Source organism: Janibacter hoylei PVAS-1, assembly GCF_004025845.1.
Taxonomy (GTDB): Bacteria; Actinomycetota; Actinomycetes; order Actinomycetales; family Dermatophilaceae; genus Janibacter; species Janibacter hoylei.
Genome location: NZ_PIPF01000012.1, coordinates 28533 through 48047 on the forward strand (window position 1 = coordinate 28533; position 19515 = coordinate 48047).

The 19515-nt window shown below is 72.4% G+C and carries 13 protein-coding genes and 1 tRNA gene; 4 read left to right on the top strand and 10 right to left on the bottom strand.

All coding sequences use genetic code 11. From position 1 onward, the window contains the following. Positions 1-99: 99 nt before the first annotated feature. The 5 genes from CWN80_RS12370 to chrA form a co-directional block, all read right to left on the bottom strand. Positions 100-903: a hypothetical protein gene (locus tag CWN80_RS12370; protein ID WP_128277375.1), complete on the bottom strand. Its 804-nt coding sequence runs from the start codon at positions 901-903 to the stop codon at positions 100-102. Positions 904-1086: 183 nt separating this feature from the next. After that, positions 1087-2460, bottom strand: a complete 1374-nt coding sequence (locus tag CWN80_RS12375; protein ID WP_128277376.1) for a M16 family metallopeptidase — start codon at positions 2458-2460, stop codon at positions 1087-1089. Continuing rightward, complete coding sequence (locus tag CWN80_RS12380; protein WP_007929688.1) at positions 2457-3752, bottom strand: M16 family metallopeptidase; 1296 nt, start codon at positions 3750-3752, stop codon at positions 2457-2459. The genes CWN80_RS12375 and CWN80_RS12380 overlap by 4 nt, the downstream gene beginning before the upstream one ends. A 9-nt stretch (positions 3753-3761) precedes the next feature. After that, entirely contained in the window at positions 3762-5141 is a 1380-nt protein-coding gene (locus CWN80_RS12385) for an NAD(P)/FAD-dependent oxidoreductase (protein WP_040881742.1), read from the bottom strand. 66 nt (positions 5142-5207) lie between these two features. Next, positions 5208-6404 carry a chromate efflux transporter gene (chrA, locus tag CWN80_RS12390; protein ID WP_337590147.1) on the bottom strand — a complete coding sequence of 399 codons (1197 nt, stop codon included), beginning with the start codon at positions 6402-6404 and terminating at the stop codon, positions 5208-5210. Here chrA and CWN80_RS12395 point away from each other — a divergent pair. Then, positions 6387-6962 (top strand): 4'-phosphopantetheinyl transferase family protein, encoded by a 576-nt coding sequence (locus tag CWN80_RS12395; RefSeq protein ID WP_128277377.1) that lies wholly within the window; start codon positions 6387-6389, stop codon positions 6960-6962. The genes chrA and CWN80_RS12395 overlap by 18 nt on opposite strands. Here the strand turns inward: CWN80_RS12395 and CWN80_RS12400 are convergent. The 4 genes from CWN80_RS12400 to CWN80_RS12415 all read right to left on the bottom strand — a co-directional run bounded on the left by CWN80_RS12400 (position 6951) and on the right by CWN80_RS12415 (position 15493). Continuing rightward, on the bottom strand, positions 6951-8261 hold the full coding sequence (locus CWN80_RS12400; protein ID WP_192899865.1) for a M1 family metallopeptidase: 1311 nt from the start codon (positions 8259-8261) through the stop codon (positions 6951-6953). The two genes, CWN80_RS12395 and CWN80_RS12400, sit on opposite strands and share 12 nt — an antisense overlap. Then, the gene (locus CWN80_RS12405) at positions 8258-12133 is read right to left on the bottom strand and encodes a Pls/PosA family non-ribosomal peptide synthetase (RefSeq protein ID WP_128277378.1); all 3876 of its coding nucleotides are present in this window, start codon (positions 12131-12133) and stop codon (positions 8258-8260) included. Before CWN80_RS12405 ends, CWN80_RS12400 begins: the two co-directional genes overlap by 4 nt. A gap of 278 nt (positions 12134-12411) precedes the next feature. Next, positions 12412-12488: transfer RNA gene (locus tag CWN80_RS12410), tRNA-Met, on the bottom strand. Between the two features lie 44 nt (positions 12489-12532). Beyond that, positions 12533-15493 (bottom strand): UPF0182 family membrane protein, encoded by a 2961-nt coding sequence (locus CWN80_RS12415; RefSeq protein WP_128277379.1) that lies wholly within the window; start codon positions 15491-15493, stop codon positions 12533-12535. A gap of 45 nt (positions 15494-15538) precedes the next feature. Between CWN80_RS12415 and CWN80_RS12420 the strand changes: the two genes are divergently transcribed. After that, the gene (locus CWN80_RS12420; protein ID WP_007929889.1) at positions 15539-16108 is read left to right on the top strand and encodes a PPA1309 family protein; all 570 of its coding nucleotides are present in this window, start codon (positions 15539-15541) and stop codon (positions 16106-16108) included. A gap of 170 nt (positions 16109-16278) precedes the next feature. On the opposite strand, the gene CWN80_RS12425 is transcribed toward CWN80_RS12420, so the two are convergent. Next, a complete protein-coding gene (locus CWN80_RS12425) occupies positions 16279-17382 on the bottom strand; it encodes a YlbL family protein (protein WP_007929890.1) in 1104 nt (367 codons plus the stop codon). Between the two features lie 92 nt (positions 17383-17474). On the opposite strand from CWN80_RS12425, the gene CWN80_RS12430 reads away from it, so the two are divergent. Then, positions 17475-18932, top strand: a complete 1458-nt coding sequence (locus tag CWN80_RS12430; protein WP_007929891.1) for a zinc-dependent metalloprotease — start codon at positions 17475-17477, stop codon at positions 18930-18932. After that, complete coding sequence (locus CWN80_RS12435; protein WP_128277380.1) at positions 18929-19477, top strand: NUDIX hydrolase; 549 nt, start codon at positions 18929-18931, stop codon at positions 19475-19477. The genes CWN80_RS12430 and CWN80_RS12435 overlap by 4 nt, the downstream gene beginning before the upstream one ends. Positions 19478-19515 lie beyond the last annotated feature (38 nt).

Genomic DNA, 19515 nt, shown 5'->3' on the forward strand with positions numbered 1-19515 from the left:
CCCCGCTGATGGTGTGTTGAAGTGGTAGCCCAGCCTGCCGGCGAGCCTCCCCCACGGGCCGCCGGCGCCCAGGGCTACCGGTTCAACCCACAACCATGGTCAGAGGGCCCAGCGATCCGGTGGGTCCAGGTGCCGACCTGACCTGATCACCTGCACCAGGGTGGCCGATGTCCTCGACCACCCGGCGAAGACCATCGCGTGGGTGAGCCGGGTCGTGAAGTAGCCCAGCTCGAGGGCTCGCAGATCACGCGCCCGGTCCTTGGCGTACGTCTCCTTGCCGGTGTGGTGCTGTCGGCTGTCGCACTCGACGATCCATCGTCGGCCCGCGAGGTTGTCCACGCGTCCGACTCCCGGGATCTTCACCTGCGGGGTGACGCTGACGTTGTGGAGCTGCAGGAAGAGCCTGACCTTGCTCTCCGTCCCCGACTCCGCCGTGCCGGTCGTCCGCTCGAGGACCCGGTGGACCGCACGAGGAGCAGTCGCAGCCAGCGCGGCCACCGCGTCCTGGTCCAGCAGGCCCTCGTGCAGAGCACTGTCGGCCAGGATGCCGACCTCGAGCGGGTCAAGGCACCTGATGGCGTGCCGGAGCAGGAGCCCCGGCGAGGCGATCGGTCCGGACTCCGGCCACGACGGGTGCCACCCGTGGCCGACCCACCCAGCCCCCGGACTCCCGCGCCGTGCGTACACGTGCCACCCCGCCACCGGCGGCACCCACAGCCCGTGTTCCTCGGCGGCGGTGACACAGGTCGGGCGCAGGCCGGCCGCGAGAGCCGCGCGCACCCCTTCGGCCGTGTCCGGCGTGACGTAGTAGCGGCCTGCCCTGATCAGCCTCCCGCTCGCGATGACCCGGGAGATCTCGCGGGCGGTGACCCGGGCGTGGACCTGACGGCTCGTGTAGATCATCTCGCCAGCACAGCCGAAGGGAGTGCCCGCCGCCCTCGGCTCGCGCGATGTGTGGACAACCTCGAGAGGCTGCATCTGGTTGTGGGTTGAAGTGGTAGCCCAGCCTGCCGGCGAGCCTCCCCCGCGTGCTGCCGGCGCTGAGGGCTACCGGTTCAACCCACAACCACGTGCCGACTCGCTCCCCTAGTTCGGGACGACGGTCACCGGCCCCAGACCGAGGGCCTCGACCTCGGTGCGATAGAGCGCGGCGTCCCCGACGACGACGATCGTGCGCTCGGCGGAGACGTGCTCGCGCCAGGCCCGGTCGAGGTCGGCGGCGGTCAGCCCGCGCATCGCGGCGACGACGTCGCTCGTGAAGGTCAGCGGCAGGTTGTCGCCCGCCAGCCCGCTCGTCTCGTCGGCGATGGCGTCGGCGGTGTCGTACCGCCCCGGGGCCGTGAGGGTCATGAAGTCGACACCCGCGCGGGTCTCCTCCTCGGTCAGCCCACCGGCGACGTCGTCGAGGATCTGCGTGAGCAGTCGCAGCGAGTCGACCGTGGAGTCGGCGCGCACCGACCCGGACACCACGAAGGCCGATCCGACCTGCCGCGGCCGGAAGCCCGCCCGGATGCCGTAGGTGTACCCCTTGTCCTCGCGCAGCACCTGGTCGATGCGGGCATTGGGCGCACCGCCGACGACGTAGCCCAGCACGGGGAAGGGGGCCCACCCCGAGTCGATCCGCCGGTCCGGTCCGGGGCTGCCGAGGAGGATCTCGGACTGCACGGAGCCCGGGCGGTCGACGAGCACGACCCGCGCCGCATCCGCCGCGCGCGGGGCCGGCGCCGGGTCCACCGAGACCGTGCGGCCCCCGGTCGTCCACGCACCGATCGTCCGGGCCAGCAGCCCGTCGACGTCGACACCAGAGAGGTCCCCGGCGACGACGACCGTCGTCCCCTCGGGGTGCACGTGCGCCTCGTGGAAGGCGACGACGTCATCACGCGTGATCGCCGCGACGGACTCCGCCGTCCCCGACGCCGGGCGGCTGGCCCGGGTCGCCGGGTCGTAGTAGGTCGCGGCCCACTGCTTGAGCGCCCGGCGACCGGCCGAGGCCCGCTCCTGCTCGATCTCCGCCAGGCGGGTGCGCCGCAGCCGGGCGACCTCCCCTTCGGCCAGCTCGGGCTCGGTGAGGCACTGCGTCATCAGGTCGAGCGCCTCAGCGAGGTGACGCTGCGGCACGTCCATGTCGATGCCGAGGCTCGCCTCGCTCATGCCCGCGCCGATCGCGATGCCGCGTCGCTCGAGCAGCTCCGACAGCTCGCGCTGACCGTGCGTGCGGGTGCCTTCGTCGAGCAGCCGCGCCATGATCCACGCGACCCCCTCGACCTCGCGCGGCTCGTGCCGCAGGGCCGCCGGCACCGAGGTCCGCACGGAGATGACGTACTGCCCCGGCACGTCGTGCACGAGGGCCCGGATGCCGTTGGGCAGCACCGTCTCCCGCGGCTGAGGGAAGCTCCACTCCTCCGCGGGCCGCACCTCGGGGCGGGGCACGACCGGTGTGCTCTGCTCGACGTCGCTCATGCGACCTCCTCTTGGTCCTGGGCGACGCGGTAGACGACGGCAGCCCTGCTCTGCGGGCGCAGCCACCGGTCGGCAGCCGCCTGCACCTGCTCGGCCGTGACGGCCGCCAGGTGGTCGAGGAAGGTGTTGACGTAGCCCGGGTCGTCGTGGAGGCAGGTGTAGTGCCCGATGATGTCGGCCCGCTCGTCCTTGGCCGCGAGCGCCGACAGCCAGCCCCGCTCGGCCTGCGCGCGCACCGCCTCAATCTGCTCGGGCGTCGGCCCCGCGTCGGCGAAGGCCGTCAGCTCGGCGCAGATCCGCTCCTCCAGGGCGTCGGTGTCGACCCCGTCGGCGACGTCCGCGACGACGAGTCCGAGCGAGACCCCGTCGACGAAGCCCATGGCGCCCACGTCGACGCTGTTGGCCAGCTGCTCGTCACGCACGAGGGTCTGCTCCAGCGGCGAAAAGCTCAGCCCGCCGAGGCAGTCGAGCGCCATCGACGCGGCGAGGAACTCGTCGCGGGTGTCGCCCCCTTCGGCCGGCAGCCGGAAGGCCAGGTGGATGCGGTCGTTGGGCACCTCGTCGGCCACCTCGACCCGCACCGGCTCGCTGAGCGGCGGCAGCGGCGCCACCGGCGCCCGCCGGGGCTGCGCCCGGTGCGTGATGTGCCCGAAGTAGCGCTCGACGAGCTCGATCGCCCGCGGCACCGTCACATCGCCGACGATCGTCAGCACCGTGTTGTCCGGCGCGTAGTGCGCCGTGAAGAAGTCGTGGACGTCCTGCACGGACGCCGCGTCGAGGTCCTCCATCGACCCGATCGTCGGGTGGTGGTAGGGGTGCCCCTCGGGGAAGACCGTGGCGTAGACCGTCGCGAGCGCCTGGCCGTAGGGCTGGTTGTCGTAGCGCTGGCGCTTCTCCTCCTTGACGACGTCCCGCTGGTTGTCGAGGTTGGCCTGGTTGACCGCCGCGAGGAGGTTGGCGTGGCGGTCGGCCTCGAGCCACAGCGCCAGCTCGAGCGCCCCCGAGGGGATCGTCTCGAAGTAGTTGGTGCGGTCGAACCAGGTCGTCGCGTTGAGCCGCCCCCCGACGCCCATGAGCGCCTGGAAGTGCTCGCCGTTGGCCACGTGCGCACTGCCCTGGAACATCAGGTGCTCGAAGAGGTGCGCGAAGCCGGTGCGCCCCGGCTCCTCGTGACGTGACCCGACACCGACCCACAGGTTGACCGTGACGGTCGGTGTCGTGTCGTCGGGCTGCACGACCAGGCGCAGTCCGTTGGCGAGGGTGTGCTCCTCGAGAGCGAAGTCCAGCGTCATGCAGGCACCCTACGACGCGTCGCGCTGCTCCTCGTGGCCGCGCCGCGGCAGCTCGGGGTAGGCATTGGGACCGAGGTCCTCGAAGGCCCGCCGCGCGAAGACCTGCTGGATCGTCGTGGCTCGCTCGTTGCGGTTGTTGCCGACGAAGGTGATGATCCAGTTGAGCAGCGTGGAGATGCGGTTCTTGAAGCCGACCATCGCCATGAGGTGCACGGCGAGCCAGGCCAACCAGGCGATGAAGCCGGTGAGCTTGATCTTGCCGATGCTCGCGACGGCGGAGTACTTCGAGATCGTCGCCATCGAGCCCTTGTCCTTGTAGACGAAGGGGGCCTGCGGCTCCTTGCCCTCGAGTCGGCCGAGGATCTCCTTGGCCGCGTAGCGGCCACCCTGGATCGCCAGCTGGGCGACGCCCGGGTAGCCCTTGAGGTTGATCATGTCGCCGACCAGGAAGATCTCCGGGTGCCCCTTGACGGTCAGGTCCTCCTCGACGTGGACGCGCCCGGCGCGGTCGACCTCGGCGCCGGCCTGGTCGGCGATCATCTTGCCGAGCGGGGAGGCGGCGACGCCGGCGGCCCAGACCTTGGTCATGGCCTCGATGCGACGGACCGTGCCGTCCTTGTCCTTGACCTCGATGCCGGTGCCGTCGACCTCGGTGACCATGGCGCCGAGCTGGACCTCGACGCCGCGCTTCTCGAGGCTGGCGCGGGTCTTGCCGCCGAGGCGGTCACCGAAGGAGGGCAGCACCTGCGGCGCACCGTCGAGCAGGATGACGCGGGCGTCACGCGGGTTGATGTGGCGGAACTCGTGGGCGAGCGTCTTGTGCGACAGCTCGGCGATCTGACCGGCCATCTCGACACCCGTCGGGCCCGCGCCGACGACGACGAAGGTGAGCAGCCGCTCCCGGTCCTCGGGGTCGGTCGACGTCTCGGCGAGCTCGAAGGCACCGAAGATGCGCCCACGCAGCTCGAGCGCGTTGTCGATGTCCTTCATGCCCGGCGCGTAGCGGGCGAAGTGGTCGTTGCCGAAGTACGACTGGCCGGCGCCGGCGGCGACGATGAGGCTGTCGTAGGGCGTGACGGTCGCCTGGTTCAGCGAGTGCGAGGTGACGGTGCGGCCCTCGACGTCGATCTCGGTGACGTCGCCGAGGATGGTGCGCACGTTCTTGTCGCGGGCGAGGATGTCGCGGGTCGCCGGGGCGATGTCGCCCTCGGAGAGGATGCCCGTCGCCACCTGGTACAGCAGCGGCTGGAAGAGGTGGTGGCCGGTCCGCGAGATGAGGGTGACCTCGACGTCCTTGCCGCTCAGGGCCTTCGCGGCGAAGAGGCCACCGAAGCCGGATCCGATGATGACGACGCGGTGCTTGCCAGAGTTAGCGCTCACGTCTCCCATTGTGGCCCAGTGTGTGTCGAAGGGTGAAATCGTGTCAGTCTCGCTCGCTCGGACGTCCCCGATCTGCTACAGGACCACCGCGCCGAGCGCGCTGGCGCCGAGGACGACCGCCCAGGCGGGGACCCGCTGGGAGGCCAGCGCGGCGAGGGCGAGCAGCGCCACGACGACGCTCCACGGTCCGGTGATCCCCTGCGTGATGACCGGGTCGTAGAGCGCCGCGGCGAGCAGCCCGACGACGGCGGCGCCGGCACCGGCGAGCGCCCGTCGGGCGCGGGAGGAGGCGCGCAGCCGGTCCCACAGGGGCAGCCCGCCGAGGACGAGCAGCGCCGACGGCGCAAAGATCGCCAGGGTCGCGAGCAGCGCCCCGACGGCGGGGTGCAGGCCGGGCACGAGGGCCCCGAGGTAGGTCGCGAAGGTGAAGAGCGGCCCCGGCACGGCCTGGGCGGCGCCGTACCCGGCGAGGAAGTCGCCGTGACCGACCCAGCCCGCCGTCTCCGCCTCGAGCAGCGGCAGCACGACGTGGCCGCCGCCGAAGACGAGCGACCCGGCGCGGTAGAAGCCGTCGACGACCCCGAGCGCGGGACCGCTGACGAGGGCCGCGAGCAGCGGGAGCACCGCGAGCAGGGCCACCCAGGCCCCGAGGGCGAGTCCGGCGGTGCGCCGGCGGACGGGAGGGGTGACGGGGTCCCCCTTCGTCGTCCCGGGGCGCAGCCACAGCAGCCCGGCGAGCCCGCCGACGACGATCGCGCCGACCTGCCCGACGGCCGTCGGGAGCAGCAGCGCGATGGCCAGGGCGGCGACGACGACCAGGGCGCGGCGCAGGCCGGTGGCGAGCGTACGGGCCATGCCGACGACCGCGTGGGCGACGACGGCGACGGCGGCCGCCTTGAGCCCGAGGAGCCAGCCCTCGTCACCGGTGAGCCCGGCGGCCTGCGCGCCGAGGGCCGCGCCGAGCATGAGCAGGGCCGAAGGGAGCGTGAAGCCCACCCAGGCCGCCGCCATGCCGAGGTGGCCGGCTCGTCGCAGGCCGATGGCCATGCCGACCTGGCTCGACGCCGGGCCGGGGAGGAACTGGCAGAGGGCGACGAGGTCGGCGTAGGCCTCCTCGGTGAGCCACCGCCGCCGCACGACGAAGGCCTCGCGGAAGTACCCCAGGTGCGCGACCGGTCCCCCGAAACTCGTCAGCCCGAGCATCAGGAAGACCCTCAGGACCTCTGCCGCCCCCCGCACGCCTACGCTCCACCCGTGGACATCGCCTGGCACGACGGTTCCCTGAGGAGCTCGCCCCGCGAGCGTCTCGAAGGGACCGAGCCCGCCAGCCCCCCATGCTCCCTGAGGAGCTCGCCCCGCGAGCGTCTCGAAGGGACCGACGCCGAGCTGCGGGCCCACCTGCACCGCTGGTCGGAGGGAGTCCCCGCCACCACCGGTCGGCACTGCCCCGCCTGCGGCTCGGACGCCCACGGTCGACCGTGGGCCCGCCTGGCCGACGGGCGCACCCCGCACGTCAGCCTGTCGCGGTGCGGGGAGCACCTCGTGACGGTCGTGGCGGAGCACCCCGTGGGCATCGACGTCGAGTCGGTCGCCGCGGTCGACGCCCGGTGGGACCCGACGCTCGTGCTGCACGCCGACGAGCGCGCCGACAGCCCCCGCGAGCGCGCGCTCGCGTGGTGCCGCAAGGAGGCGGTGCTCAAGGCGCTCGGCACCGGTCTGCGGACGCCGATGAGCCGGATCAGGGTTGCCGACTGGGCGCACGTCGACGTGACGGCACCGCAGGGGTGCGTCGCGAGTGTCGTCGTCATCCCAGGGCCCTCAGGCCGGTAGCGGCGGCAGCTCGACGGCGTCGAGCCACTGCTCGAAGAGGTCGCTGTGGTCCTGCCCGGTGACGCTCTCGACATGCTCGACGAACATCGCGGTCGTGACGTTGCGGTGCCGCTGAGCGGCGGTCCACGTCTGCAGCACCTCGAAGAAGGCCCGGTCACCGATCTCGTGCCGCAGCGCGTGCAGCAGCAGCGCCCCCCGCTTGTAGACCCGGTCGTCGAACATCAGCTCGGAGCCCGGGTCCGCGAGGAGCAGGTCGGGGCCCTCGTCGGTGCGCACCCGTTCGTGGTGGACCTCGGCGCGCTCGCCGACGGTCATCAGCCCGATCCGCTCGGACCACAGCCACTCGGAGTAGCAGGCGAAGCCCTCGTGCAGCCAGATGTCGCGCCACGCGGTGAGGGTCACGGAGTTGCCCCACCACTGGTGGCTCAGCTCGTGGGCGACGAGCCGGATGCAGTCCCAGTCGTCGCGCATGAAGTTGCGCCCGAAGGTCGACAGCCCCTGCGACTCCAGCGGGATCTCGAGGTCGTCGTCGGTGATGACGGCCGTGTACGACGCGAAGGGGTAGTCGCCGAAGAGCTCCGCGTAGAAGCCGAGCATCTGCGGCTGCATGCCAAAGGCCGCCTCGAAGCCCTCACGGGGCCGGTCGACGGGGGCGACGACCCGCACGGGCACCGGTGCGCCCTCCTGCTCGATGACCTCGTACCGCCCGATCTGCACGGTGGCGAGGTAGGTCGCCATCGGCGCGTCCTGGCGGTAGGTCCAGGTGACGCTGCTCCCCTTCGCGCTGCGGTCGACGAGCTCGCCGGCGACGGCGACGTGGTACCCCTTCGGCGCGGTGAGGGCGATCTCGTAGGTCGCCTTGTTGTCCGGCCGGTCGTTGCATGGGAACCACGACGGGGAGCCGTGCGGCTGGGCGGCGACGAGCACGCCGTCCTCGAGCTCCTCCCAGCCGGCCTCGCCGAGCTTGCGGCTGCGGATCTGCTGGGGTGCGCCCGCGTACTTGACCGTGATCTCGACGTCCGCTCCGGCGGACAGGGTCTCCTCGAGCGTCACCGTGAGCGTGTCGAAGCGGTGCGTGTACTTGACGTTGCTCCCGTCGACCTGGACGCGCGCGACGCTCAGCCCGTGCAGGTCGAGGTCGACCTTGCTGACCTCCTCGAGCGCGCGACAGCGCAGCGTCGCCACCCCGGAGAGGCGGTTGCCCGCGACCTTGTAGTCGAGCACCAGGTCGTAGTGCTCGACGTCGTAGCGGGCGTCCCCGTGCCCGGGGACGTAGTCGTCCGTGCCCTTGCGCCTCACGCTTCCTCTTCCTCCCAGGGACCGATGGGGTTGCCGATCCACCGCGTGCGTGACGGTACGCCCTCGCCGCGCATGACGAGGGAGACGGGTCCGACCGTCGCGTCCCGGCCGAGGCTGGACGAAGGGAGGATGACGCTGTTGGGGCCGAGGGTCGCGCCCGCGCCCAGCACGACGCGGTCCATCTGGAGGACCCGGTCGTGGAAGAGGTGGGTCTGCACGACGCAGCCGTGGTTGACGGTGGCGCCGTCGCCGAGCTCGACGAGGTCGCTCTCGGGGAGCCAGTAGGTGTCGCACCAGACGCCTTCGCCGATCCGGCTGCCCATGAGGCGCAGCCAGGCGTTGAGCGCGGGCGTGCCGACGGTGATCTGGGCGAACCACGGCGCGGCGAGCACCTCGGTGAAGGTGTCGGCGAGCTCGTTGCGCCACACGAAGGAGGTCCACAGCTCGTGGTCGCCCTCGCGGTGGCGGCCGACGAGGACCCACTTGGCGACGAGGGTGAGGCCTGCCGCGAGGTGCCCGGCGACGAGGAGCACGGGGCCGGCGAGGAGCACCGCGGCCCAGACCGACCGGTCGAGCAAGGCGAGCAGGGTCAGCCCGACGGCGAGGTGCAGGGCCACGCCGCACAGCAGGGGCACGACGCGGCAGAGCTCGACGAGCGAGCGCAGCACCTTGAGCCGGGTCGGCGGGTCGTAGGTGCGGCTGGAGTCCATGTCGTCCGCGGTGCGGCGCAGCTTGCGCGGGGGCGAGCCGATGTAGGAGTCGCCGGCCTTGGCCTTGCCCCGCTGCGGCGCCGCGGAGAGCACGGCGACGAGCGAGCGCTTGGGCACCCGCCGGCCGGGGGCGAGCATGCCCGAGTTGCCGACGAAGGCCCGCTTGCCGACCTTGACCCGCTCGACGCGGATCCAGCCGCCACCGAGCTCGTAGGACCCGACGAGGGTGTCGTCGGCGAGGAAGGCGTGGTCGTTGACGCGCACCAGCTTGGGGATGAGCAGGACCGTGGAGGCCTCGACGCCTTCACCGACGCGGGCGCCGAGCAGCCGCAGCCAGGTCGGGGTGAAGGCGCTGGAGTAGATGGGGAAGAGCCAGTCGCGGGCGTGGTCGAGCAGGCGCACCGTGTAGAGGATCGACAGTCCCTCGGCCGAGCGGACGGGGAAGTGCCCCGGCTCGATCCGGGTCGCGAGCAGTCGGGTCAGTCCGATGACGAGGAGGGCGAGGGTGAGGTAGCCGACGAGGGCGGCCAGCGGCAGCCACGGCAGCGCGGCCCGCACGGCGTCGCCGAGCGAGTCGGCGCCGGAGAGCGCCGGCCACAGGACGGCCGCCCCCGCGAGGGTGGCGATGCCGGGCAGGCTGGCGACGAGCACGGCGACGACCCCCATGCAGACGAGCCACCGACGCGGCGCGGGTGCCTCCTGGCTCGACCACGGGCCCCGGGCGGGCGCCCGGCGCTCGGCGGGCGAGCCGGACCAGGCCTCCCCCGCGGTCACCGTGCCGAGCACGTGCGAGCCCGGTGCGACCTCGGCGCCGCGACCGACGACCGCACCCGGCGAGAGGGTGCTGCGGGCGCCGATGCGGGCCTTGGCGCCGATGCTGATCGGGCCGACGTGCACGAGGTCGCCGTCGATCCAGTAGCCGAGCAGGTCCACCTCGGGCTCGATCGCGGCCCCCGGCCCGACGTCGAGCCATCCGGTGACCGGCGGCAGGGCGTGCAGGTCCACCCCTTCGCCGATCTTGGCGCCGAGCAGCCTTGCGTACCAACGAAACCAGACGGCGCCCGAGAGCGCCGCCGCGGCGAGCTCGTCCTGGGTGCGGGCGGCCAGCCACAGCCGCAGGTGGACCTTGCCGCCGCGCGGGTGCGAGCCGGGCTCGACGCCGCGCAGCAGGACCCGGGCGATGAGCGCGGCGAGCGCCATGCGGCCCGGCGCGGCGATGAAGACCACGGCGAGCAGCGCGACGAGCCACAGCGGGTAGGTCGGCAGCCACGGCAGGGCCGGGTGGGCGATCGTCGCGCCGAGCACGAGCCACGCCAGCCAGCGCATGCCGGCGAGGGCACGAAGGGGGATCATCCCGACGAGCTGCGCCACCTGGGTCTTCGTGCGGATCGGGCGCACCTTGCGATTGGTCCGCACCATCGTCGACGCGGCCGACGACTCGTCGAGCCAGGCGGCGAGGTCCCCGAGGCTCGGGTGGGCGTAGAGGTCACCGACGGTCGTCTCGGGGTTCTTCTCCCGCAGGCGGCTCACCACCTGCGCGGCGGTGAGCGACCCACCGCCGAGGTCGAAGAAGTCGTCGCTCGGGTCGCCCACGTCCGCGCCGATGATCTCGGCCCAGATCGCCGCGATCCACTGCGCGGTCTCGCCGAGCTCTCCCTTCGCCGGGGTGTCGGTCGAGGTGGGCAGGGGCCACGGCAGCGCGTCGCGGTCGACCTTGCCTGACGTGCGCGTCGGCAGCTCGTCGACAACGGCGAGGCGCGGCACGAGGGCCGCGGGCATGCGCTCGCGCAGCAGGTCGCGGGCGTGGGCGGCGTCGTAGCGCTCGTCGGTCGTCAGGTAGCCGACGAGCAGCTTGTTGCCCGCCTGGGTCGAGCGGACCGCCGCCGCGGCGGAGACGACGCCGGGCACCCGCAGCAGCTGCTCGTCGATCTCGCCGAGCTCGATCCGTCGCCCGCCGAGCTTGATCTGGTCGTCGGCACGACCGGCGAAGACGAGACCGTCGGGGTCGTTGCGCACCACGTCGCCGGAGCGGTAGGCGCGCTCCCAGCCGAGGGTGGGCATGGGCGCGTACTTCTCCGCGTCCTTGGCGGGGTCGAGGTAGCGGGCCAGGCCGACGCCGCCGATGATCAGCTCGCCGGACTCGCCCTCCGCGACCGGGTGGCCCTCCTTGTCGACGACCGCGAGGTCCCAGCCGGCGAGCGGCAGCCCGATGCGGACCGGGTCGGTGCCGTCGAGCATGGCGCCGCACGCGACGACGGTGGCCTCGGTGGGGCCGTAGGTGTTCCACACCTCGCGCCCGGGCGACTGGAGGCGGGCGGCCAGCTCGGGCGGGCAGGCCTCGCCGCCCATGATGAGCAGGCGCACCCGCTCGAGCGAGCTCGGCGGCCACAGCGACACGAGAGTCGGCACCGTCGAGACGATGGTGATCTCGTTGGCCACCAGCCACGGCCCGACGTCGACGCCGGAGCGGACGAGCGAGCGCGGGGCCGGCACGAGGCACGCGCCGTAGGCCCACGCGAGCCACATCTCCTCGCAGCTGGCGTCGAAGGCCACGGACAGGCCGGCCATGACCCGGTCCCCCGGGCCGATCGGGTCGTCGACGAGGAACATCTGCGACTCGGCGTCGACGAAGGCGGCCGCATTGCGGTGGGTGACGGCCACGCCCTTCGGCTTGCCGGTGGAGCCGGAGGTGAAGATCACCCAGACGTCGTCCTCGGTCGTGGGCGACGACGGCTCGATCGACGAGCGCCCTTGTCCCACAGGGGTGGTCGAGATGACGAGGTCGTTGCCGACGACGGCCGCGGCGGCCGACTCCTCGAAGACCACCCGGGCCCGCTCGTCGGGGTCGTCCGCGTCGACGGGGACGTACGCGGCGCCGGCCAGGATGATGCCGATGATGGCGACGTAGAGGTCGGTCGAGCCGGAACGGATGCGCACCCCGACCTTGTCCCCCGGCCCGATGCCGAGCTCGGCGAGCTGCTCGGCGAGCGCCGAGGCAGCCTCCGCCAGCTCGCTGTAGGTGAGCATCTCCTGCCCGCTGTCGACGGCCGGCGCGTCCGGGTGGGCGGCCACGACCGCGGTGAAGATGTCGACGAGGGTGCGCGGGGCGGGCGCGCGATCACCCGCGAGGAGCGCGGGCAGCAGGGGCGAAGGGAGCGTCACGGAGGGCAGGATCCCCCACCAAGGTGAACACTCGGCGCAGCCCCGCCACGGGTGACCGACCGTGATCCCCCGCGGCCCCAGCGCTGCCCGGCGTCATTGAGGTCACCTGGCGTCGGTGATGTCACCTGGTTGCCCGGAGAGGGGGACCACGCGCCACCAACGACGCCGGGTTCCCAGCTGGCCACCACCCCGATCCCTGAGGAGGCCACCCGCGGCCATCTCGAAGGGATCCTGACATGCGAGAGGCCCCCGACCAGATGGTCGGGGGCCTCTCGGAGTGGTAGCGGGGGCAGGATTTGAACCTGCGACCTCCGGGTTATGAGCCCGGCGAGCTACCGAACTGCTCCACCCCGCGTCGTTGCGTCATTAACTCTACGTGAACGCACGGGGAGGACCAAATCAGCCCGCGTCGAGGTCGGCCGAGCCCCCTCCCGGCTGCACCTTGGCAGCCTCCTCGAGCTGCTTCTTCAGCTCCTTCTGGGCCTCGTCGTAGGCGGCGAAGTCGCCCTTCTTCAGGGCGTCCTGACCGTCCTTGTAGGCCTTCTGCATCCCGGCGATCGCCTGGCGCAGCTTCTTGTCGTCGGCCGAGAGGTTCTTGGGCTCATCGGGCTCCTCGGGCTTCTTCGTCGGCTCGCCGCTCGGCTTGCCCTCGGCCGTCACACCGGCGTCCCCGCCGAAGAGCTCGTCGAGCGCCGTCTCGAGGTCCTGCGCCCAGGCGACCTTGCCACCGAAGGTGACGATGACGATCCGCAGCTGCGGATAGCTCGTCCCCGACGCCGACGACAGGTAGATCGGCTCGACGTGGAGGAAGCCCTCGCCGACCGGCAGCGCCAGCTGGTTGCCGTAGGAGACCTGCGACCCGCCACGGTTGGCGTTGTTGAGGTAGTCGGTCAGCGTCTGGCTGCCGTCACCCGAGGTCGCGTTGGACGAGACGATGTCGTTTTGCACCTGACCGACACCCGGCACCGTGGTGTTGCGCGGCACCGACAGCAGGCGCAGCTGGCCGTAGTCCGAGGCGGGTGTGCCCTTCACCGACCCCGCGTCGGCGTCCACCGCGAGGTACCCGGCCATGACGTTGCGCGTGCCCCGGGGGATGTACGTCGAGGTGAGCGACCACGCCGGCTGCTCCTGGTCGGGCATCGCGAGCGACAGGAAGTACGGCGGCTGGGCGACCCCGTCGTTGCCCCGCGACGGGTCGTCCGGCACCCGCCAGCGGTCCTGGCCGGCGCGGAAGTCCGCCGCCGACGTCACGTGGTAGTCGGCGAGCACCGCGCGCTGCATCCGGAAGAGGTCCTCCGGGTAGCGCAGGTGCGACATGAGGTCGCCGCTGATCTCCTCCTTCGGCGTGAGCAGACCGGGGAAGGCCTTATCCCAGGCGCTGACGATCGGGTCGCTCTCGTCCCACGTGTAGAGCTTGACCGTGCCGTCGTAGGCGTCGACGGTCGCCTTGACCGAGTTGCGCATGTAGTTGATGCGGTCGCCGACGAGCGAGCTCGCCTGCTGGGTCTGCACCGACGACACCTGACCCGACTGCACGCCCGACATCGAGAAGGCGGTGCTGTAGGGGTAGTTCTGCGACGTCGTGTAGCCGTCGACCACCCACTGGATCCGCCCGTCGACGACCGTCGGGTAGACGTCGTCGTCGAGCGTCAACCACGGCGCGACCCGCTGCACCCGCTCCGACGGGGTGCGGTGCTCGAGCAGCCGCGAGTCCGACCCGACCGCGTCGGAGAGGAGGAACTTCAGGTCCCGGTGGGTCACGGCGTAGGCGGCCTGGCGCATCCGCGAACCGATCGCCACTCCCCCTTCGCCCTGGTAGGTGTAGCGCGACTCCTCGCCGCCGGTCGGCTGGTCGATCTCGCGCGGGGTCGTCGTGTCGCCCTGCCCGACGATCGAGAAGTGGTCCATCTCCTCGCCGAAGTAGATCCGCGGCTCGTACTCGCCGAGCTCGTCCTCCGGGGTGATCCACTGCGGGTTGCCCGCCCGGGCCTGCGTGCCGCGGGCCATGACCAGCCCGTAGCCGTGGGTGTAGACGGTGTGGTCGTTGACCCAGTCGCGGCGGTCCGCCGGCACCTTGTCGAGGTCGAGCTCGCGGGCACCGACGACGACGTCGACGGTCTCGCCATCGATGTCGTAGCGGTCGACGTCCAGCTCGTCCTGGAAGGTGTAGTACGGCTGCTGCGCCTGCAGCTCCTGGTAGGCCGTGCTCACGACGGCCGGGTCGAGCAGCCGGATGCCCGGGATCGACGCGGCGTCCTCGCGCAGCTGCCCCGACTCGACGTCGGAGACCGCGTCATAGCTGTCGGTCTTGACCCCCGTCACCCCGTGCGCCGCACGCGTGGCGTCGATGTTGCGCTGCAGGTAGGGCTCCTCGAGCGAGTTGCGCGAGGGGCTGACCTTGTAGGTCTCCACGAGCGCCGGGTAGATCGAGCCGACGACGACCGACAGCACGACGAGGGTCGCGACGGCGATGAGCGGCAGGCGCCACGAGCGCGAGCGCACCGACGCGAGGAAGAGCCCGGCGCACATCGCGGCGGCGACCGCGAGGATGTACTTCGTCGGCACGAGCGCGTGCGCGCCCGTGTAGCCGACACCGGTGAGGACCTCGTTTTCCTGCGTCGTCAGCGAGTGTGCGCTGAGCACGTAGCTCCACGCCCGCAGCAGGGCGAGGACCGCGGCGATGACCGCGAGGTGGAGGAAGGCCACGCGCGTGGACCGACCCCGACCGGTCGGCACGATGCCGCCGTAGACGTAGTGGGTGAAGACCGCCGCGAAGAGGGCCCCGAGCGCGGCCACGGTGAGGAAGCCGACGACGAAGCTCCACCACGGCAGCGCGAAGAGGTAGTAGCTGATGTCGCGACCGAACTCCGCGTCGGTCGTGCCCGTGCTCGAGCCATTGCGCCACAGCAGCCAGGTCTGCCACTGGCCGGCGGCAGCCAGCCCGCCGAGCACGCCGAACACCGCGGGGAGGGCGATGGCCGCCACCTTGCGGAAGGGCTCGATGGCGCGCCGGTACTGCGCGAGCGCCTGCTCCCCCGGCGTCATCGGCACCGACATCGGGCGCGTGCGGTGGGCCAGCCACAGGCTGAGCCCGATGGGCAGCGCGGTGATCAGCCCGCCGAGGACGAAGAGCAGGACCTGCGTGCGCAGGCGCGTCCACCACATGTCGGAGTAGCCGAGGGAGCTGAACCACAACGACTCGGTCCACAGGCTCGCCGCCAGGCTGAGCAGCAGCAGGACCACGGCGACGACGAAGGCCACCTTGCCGACCCGCCCCCGCGGCACACGTCGGGAGGGCGGACCCTCGTCCCGGGGCGGCGGCGCGCCCCCTTCGTCATCCGGCCAACTCGCGCTGCTCATGGTGGGGCCACGGTACCCAGCGCACCTGAGGCGCCGTAGGGCAGCATGGGCATCGTGCCCGACTCGTCATCCACCAGCACCCCCGACAGCGTCCCCACTGCGGAGCCCCTCGAGGTCGCCGCGCTCGAGACCGAGCGCCACGTCGCCTCGGCCGGGTGGGACCAGAACCCGCGCGTCTTCGCGCTCGTCGACACCGCCGCGCTCATCGCGGCCGAGCCGGCGCTCGCCGCCTCGCTGACCGGCGACGCCGACCGCGCTCCCGGCGCGCTCACCGCCATCGAGCAGGAGGATCTGCCGCGCACCGCCAACCTCGAGTCGCTGCTCGGGCGGATGGCCTGGCCCGACACCGTGCACGGCGTCGCCCTCGCCGTCGAGCGCATCGTCATCCCGCCGGGCGCCGAGCGCGACCTGCCGCAGGACCCGACCGCTGCCGTCGACGCCCTGGCCGAGCACCCGCAGCGCGAGGACGTGCGCCTGCTCGTCGCGGTCCACCGCGACGGCCGCGCCGTGTGCCTGCTGCGTCAGCGGGCCAACGACCGCGACGACCGCGTGGCGAAGGGAGAGGACATCGCCCCCGGCCTCGTGCACGCGCTGCGCGCGACCCTCGAGGACTGACCTGCGCATCCCCCTCGGCACAGGCACGTGGAAGACCGCATTTCCCTAGGGAAATGCGCAAGGGGTCCGCATTTACCTAGGGAAATGCGCAGGGGGTTCGCATTTGCCTAGGGAAATGCGCAGGGGGTTCGCATTTGCCTAGGCAGATAGCACGAAGGGGGCGGGCCGGGTCAGCGCGCGACCACGTCCTCGCACGTGGCGAAGTCCGCGGTCTCCCCCTTCGCGATGTCGTCGACGGCCTCCGTGGCGTCGTCGAAGTCACCCACCGGCACCACCGTCAAGCCCTCCGGCACGTGGCCGACGACGTCACCGCAGTTGCTCTCCGGCGCGAGGAACCACCGCGCGCCGGCGTCGTGGGCGCCGACCATCTTCTGCGCGATGCCGCCGATCGGGCCGACCACCCCGGCATCGTCGATCGTGCCGGTGCCGGCGATGCGCTGGCCACCGGTCATCGCGCCCGGGGTGAGGCGGTCGCGGACGGCGAGCGCAAACATCATGCCGGCGCTCGGCCCGCCGACCCGGCCGGCGTCGATGCGCACCTCGACCGGGTAGTCGTACTGCGGCTCCACGCCGATGCCGACCCCAGCGCGGCCATCCCCGAGGTCGGCCGTCGTGAGCTTCACGGTCCGCAGCCTGCCGTCGCGGCGCACGACGATCTCGACGTCGTCACCGGGTGAACGGGCGGAGATCTTGTCGACGATGTCGGCGACGGTGCGGGTGCGGCTGCCGTCGACGGAGACGATCTCGTCCTCGAGCTCGAGCTTGCCCTTGGCCGGCAGCTTCGTCGCGATCGAGCCGACGACGTTGACCTGGGGCACCGTGGCGCCGGTGCTGCGCAGGCCGACGGCGATCGAGTTCTTCTGCGAGCCCTGCATCTGGGCGGCATTCATCTCCTCGATCTCCTCCTCGGAGGTGTCGGCCGGGAAGAGCTGCTCCTCCGGCACCACCCGCGAGTCGTCGTCGAGGTGGCCCATGACCCACTCCCAGCCGCTGATGTGCCGCTCGGGACCACCGACCACGCGGACGGTCGTGAAGTACAGCGACCCCTCCGTCGGGTAGGTCTTCGCGCCCTTGACCGCGACGAGCGAGGTCCCGTCGTCGAGCGTGCCGAGGGTGTCGGTGACCGGGCCGGGCCGCTCCACCGCGTACGGCACCTTGATGAGCATGCCCGCGAGGACGACGATGAGCAGCAGGAAGGAGACCACGAGGATCCACCGGGCGATGCGTTCGCTGCGCGGGACGGTGTTCTTGACCGGCTGGACCGGGTGGGTCACGGGACCTCCTGGCCCGGGTGGGAACCATCCGGGACCGCTCGTGGTTGGGTTGAAGGACAGCACATCCTCTCAGGAAGAGACGAGACGCCGACGTGAGCAACGACCCCAGCACCCCATCCGGTTCCCCCGGGGACGACGGGCTGCCCCCGGAGATCATGCGGATCTTCCGGGACCTCAACGGCGGCCGTGACCTGCCACCCCAGCTCGTCGAGCAGCTGCGCGCGATGGGGATCGCCGACGCCGACCCCGCACAGGTGGCCGCCATGACCTCGCAGGTCAAGGCGATGTTCACCCCCGGCGCCATGTCGAAGGGAGTGGACGTCACCTCCGCGGTGACCGCCGCCCGCAAGGTCGCCGAGGGTGACGACGGGGCGGGCGACCGCACGATGGGCGAGCGCGAGCACGGTCTGGCCGACCAAGCGGTGCGGGTCGCCTCGCTGTGGCTCGACCAGGTGACGGACCTGGAGGCGCCCGCCCTCACCGGGGCCGCCCTCTCGCGCACCGACTGGATCGAGGCGACGATGCCCGTGTGGGCCTCGCTCGTCGACCCGGTCGCCGACGGGCTGTCCGGCGCGATCCGCACGTCGATGACCTCGCGACTCGACGAGCCCGGCGCCCCCGACCTGCAGGCGCTGGGGCTGCCGGCGGGCATGGACCTGTCCGCACTCCAGCAGCAGCTCGCTCCCTTCGTCGACACGATGGCCTCGCAGCTGATGACGGCGCAGACGGCCGAGGCGGTCGGGGCGCTGTCGGCGGACACCCTGACCGCGACCGAGGCGGGCGTCCCGCTGCTCACGACGCAGGTGGGGCTGCTGCCGGGCAATGTCGCGGCCTTCGCCGAGGGGCTGGAGGTCTCGCTCGACGAGGTGTGGCTGCACCTCGCGGCCCGGGAGGCGGCGCGGATGCGTCTCTTCACCGCGGTGCCGTGGATCGGCCCGCAGATCCTCGCGGCCGTGCAGGCCTACGCGCGGGGCATCGCGATCGACACCGACGCGATCGACGCGGCGGTGCGCGAGGTCGACCCCTCCGACCCGGTGGCGCTGCAGGAGGCGCTGACCGGCGGCTTCCTCAACCCGAGCCCGACGGCCGCGCAGGAGCAGGCGCTCGTCCAGCTCGAGACCTGGCTGGCTCTCGTCGAGGGCTGGGTCGAGCACGTGGCCGCCCGCGCGACCGACGCGCACCTGCCGCACACGGCCGCGATGACGGAGACGATCCGCCGCCGGCGCGCCACGGGCGGACCGGCCGAAAAGACCTTCGCCGGGCTCGTCGGCCTCGAGCTGCGCCCGCGACGGCTGCGCGACGCGGCCAACCTCTTCGCCGCGCTCGAGGAGCGCGTCGGGGCCACCGGCCGCGACGGCGTGTGGGCCCACCCGGACGTCGCGCCGACGGGCGCAGACCTCGACGACGTCCTCGGCTTCGTCGAGCGCACCGCCGCCGGGGGCTCGTCCGCGAGCGACGACCTGGACGCAGCGCTCGAGTCGATCCTGCGCGAGGCTGACGAAGGGGGCTCTGCCGCAGGCGGATCCGGCGCCTCCCCCGACGGCCAGTGACGACGCACGCGCACCTCGACGCGGACCTGCGCGAGCTGCTGTCGGGCTGGGTCGCGCCCACGGCGGAGCAGGAGGCGCTGCGACGCGACTACCTCGCGCACCTCGGCGCGCACGAGCAGGCGAGCGCCAAGGCGGGCCCGCCGGCGCACTTCACCGCCTCCTGCCTCGTCGTCGACGAACCCCGCGAGCGGGTCCTGCTCACGCTGCACCGCAAGGTGGGGCGCTGGCTGCAGTTCGGCGGGCACATCGAGGCCGACGACGCGAGCGTCGCCGAGGCCGCGCTCCGCGAAGCGGTCGAGGAGTCGGGCCTGCCCGCCGGCGCGCTGACCCTGCTCCCCGGGCCGGCGCAGCTCGACCGGCACGCGCTCGGCTCGGGCTTCACCCGCTGCACCGAGCACCTCGACGTGCGTTGGGTGGCGGTGGCCGCCGCCGGCAGCGAGCCGATCGTCTCCGAGGAGTCTTTGGACGTCGCCTGGTGGCCCGTCGACGACCTGCCGCCCGACCTCGACGCCTCGATCCGCGAACTGCTCGCCGCATCTGCCTAGGCACATCACCGCCACCCTGCGCATTTCCCTAGGGAAAT